Annotated in this window: 1 protein-coding gene; it reads left to right on the forward strand. The window is 73.5% G+C overall.

The annotated features are described in order from the left end of the window. Nucleotides 1-863, forward strand: an 863-nt coding sequence (locus AC5RUJ_RS17385; RefSeq protein WP_494156392.1) for a glycoside hydrolase family 76 protein, incomplete at both ends; no start/stop codon positions are given.

Raw genomic sequence — 863 nt, forward strand, 5'->3', positions numbered from 1 at the left:
CGCCGGCCGTCTCGCCGCGCGGCTGCTGCGCACGCTCCGCTGGCGCAACGGATTCCGCTTCGACAACTCCTACTACGACGACATGGCCTGGCTCGCGTTGGCGGCGCAGCGGCTGGACATGCTGGCCGCCGAGGCGCACAAGCCCCGCTTCCGGAACAGGGCCGCGGCACGCCGCCTGCTGCCCCAGCTGGAATCGGCGCACACCCCGGACCTGGGCGGCGGCCTGTTCTGGAACACCGCCAGGGACTTCAAGAACACCCCCGCCACGGCACCGGCGGCCCTGTATCTGGCGCGCACGGGCGACCGGGCGCAGGCCGCCCGGCTCCTGGACTGGTTGGACGCCACCCTGTACGCGCCCCGGCAGCGGCTATATCTCGACGGCGTCCGGGTCGACGGCGTCCGGGTCGACGGCGGCCGGCCGGTTTTGGTGAACGACCTCTACACCTACAACCAAGGGCCGGTGCTCGGGGCACTGCTGGAAACGGGCCGCGACGCCGACCTGGCGCGGGCCGCCGAACTGGTGCAGGGCATCGCGGCCGGTTTCGTCCAACGAACTTCGGCGACCGACGGCGACGGCGGTCAACTCGTCCTGCGCACGCACGGCGCCGGCGACGGCGGCCTGTTCACCGGGATCCTGGCCCGATACCTGGCCTTGGCTGCCCGCTCGGACCGGCTGCCGGACTCGGCGCGGGAACTGGCCGCGCGGATGGTCTTGGACACCGCGCAAGGCTTTTGGGGCGGGCGGACCCTCGGAAACCACCGCACCGGGGAGGCGCTGCTCTTCTCCCCCGACCCAGGGGTTCCGGCCGCCGCAGCGGGCGGGCCCGGCGGCGGCGTCGAGCTGTCCACCCAACTGCAGGCCT

The sequence above is a fragment of the Arthrobacter sp. Y3223164 genome (genome assembly GCF_059091005.1).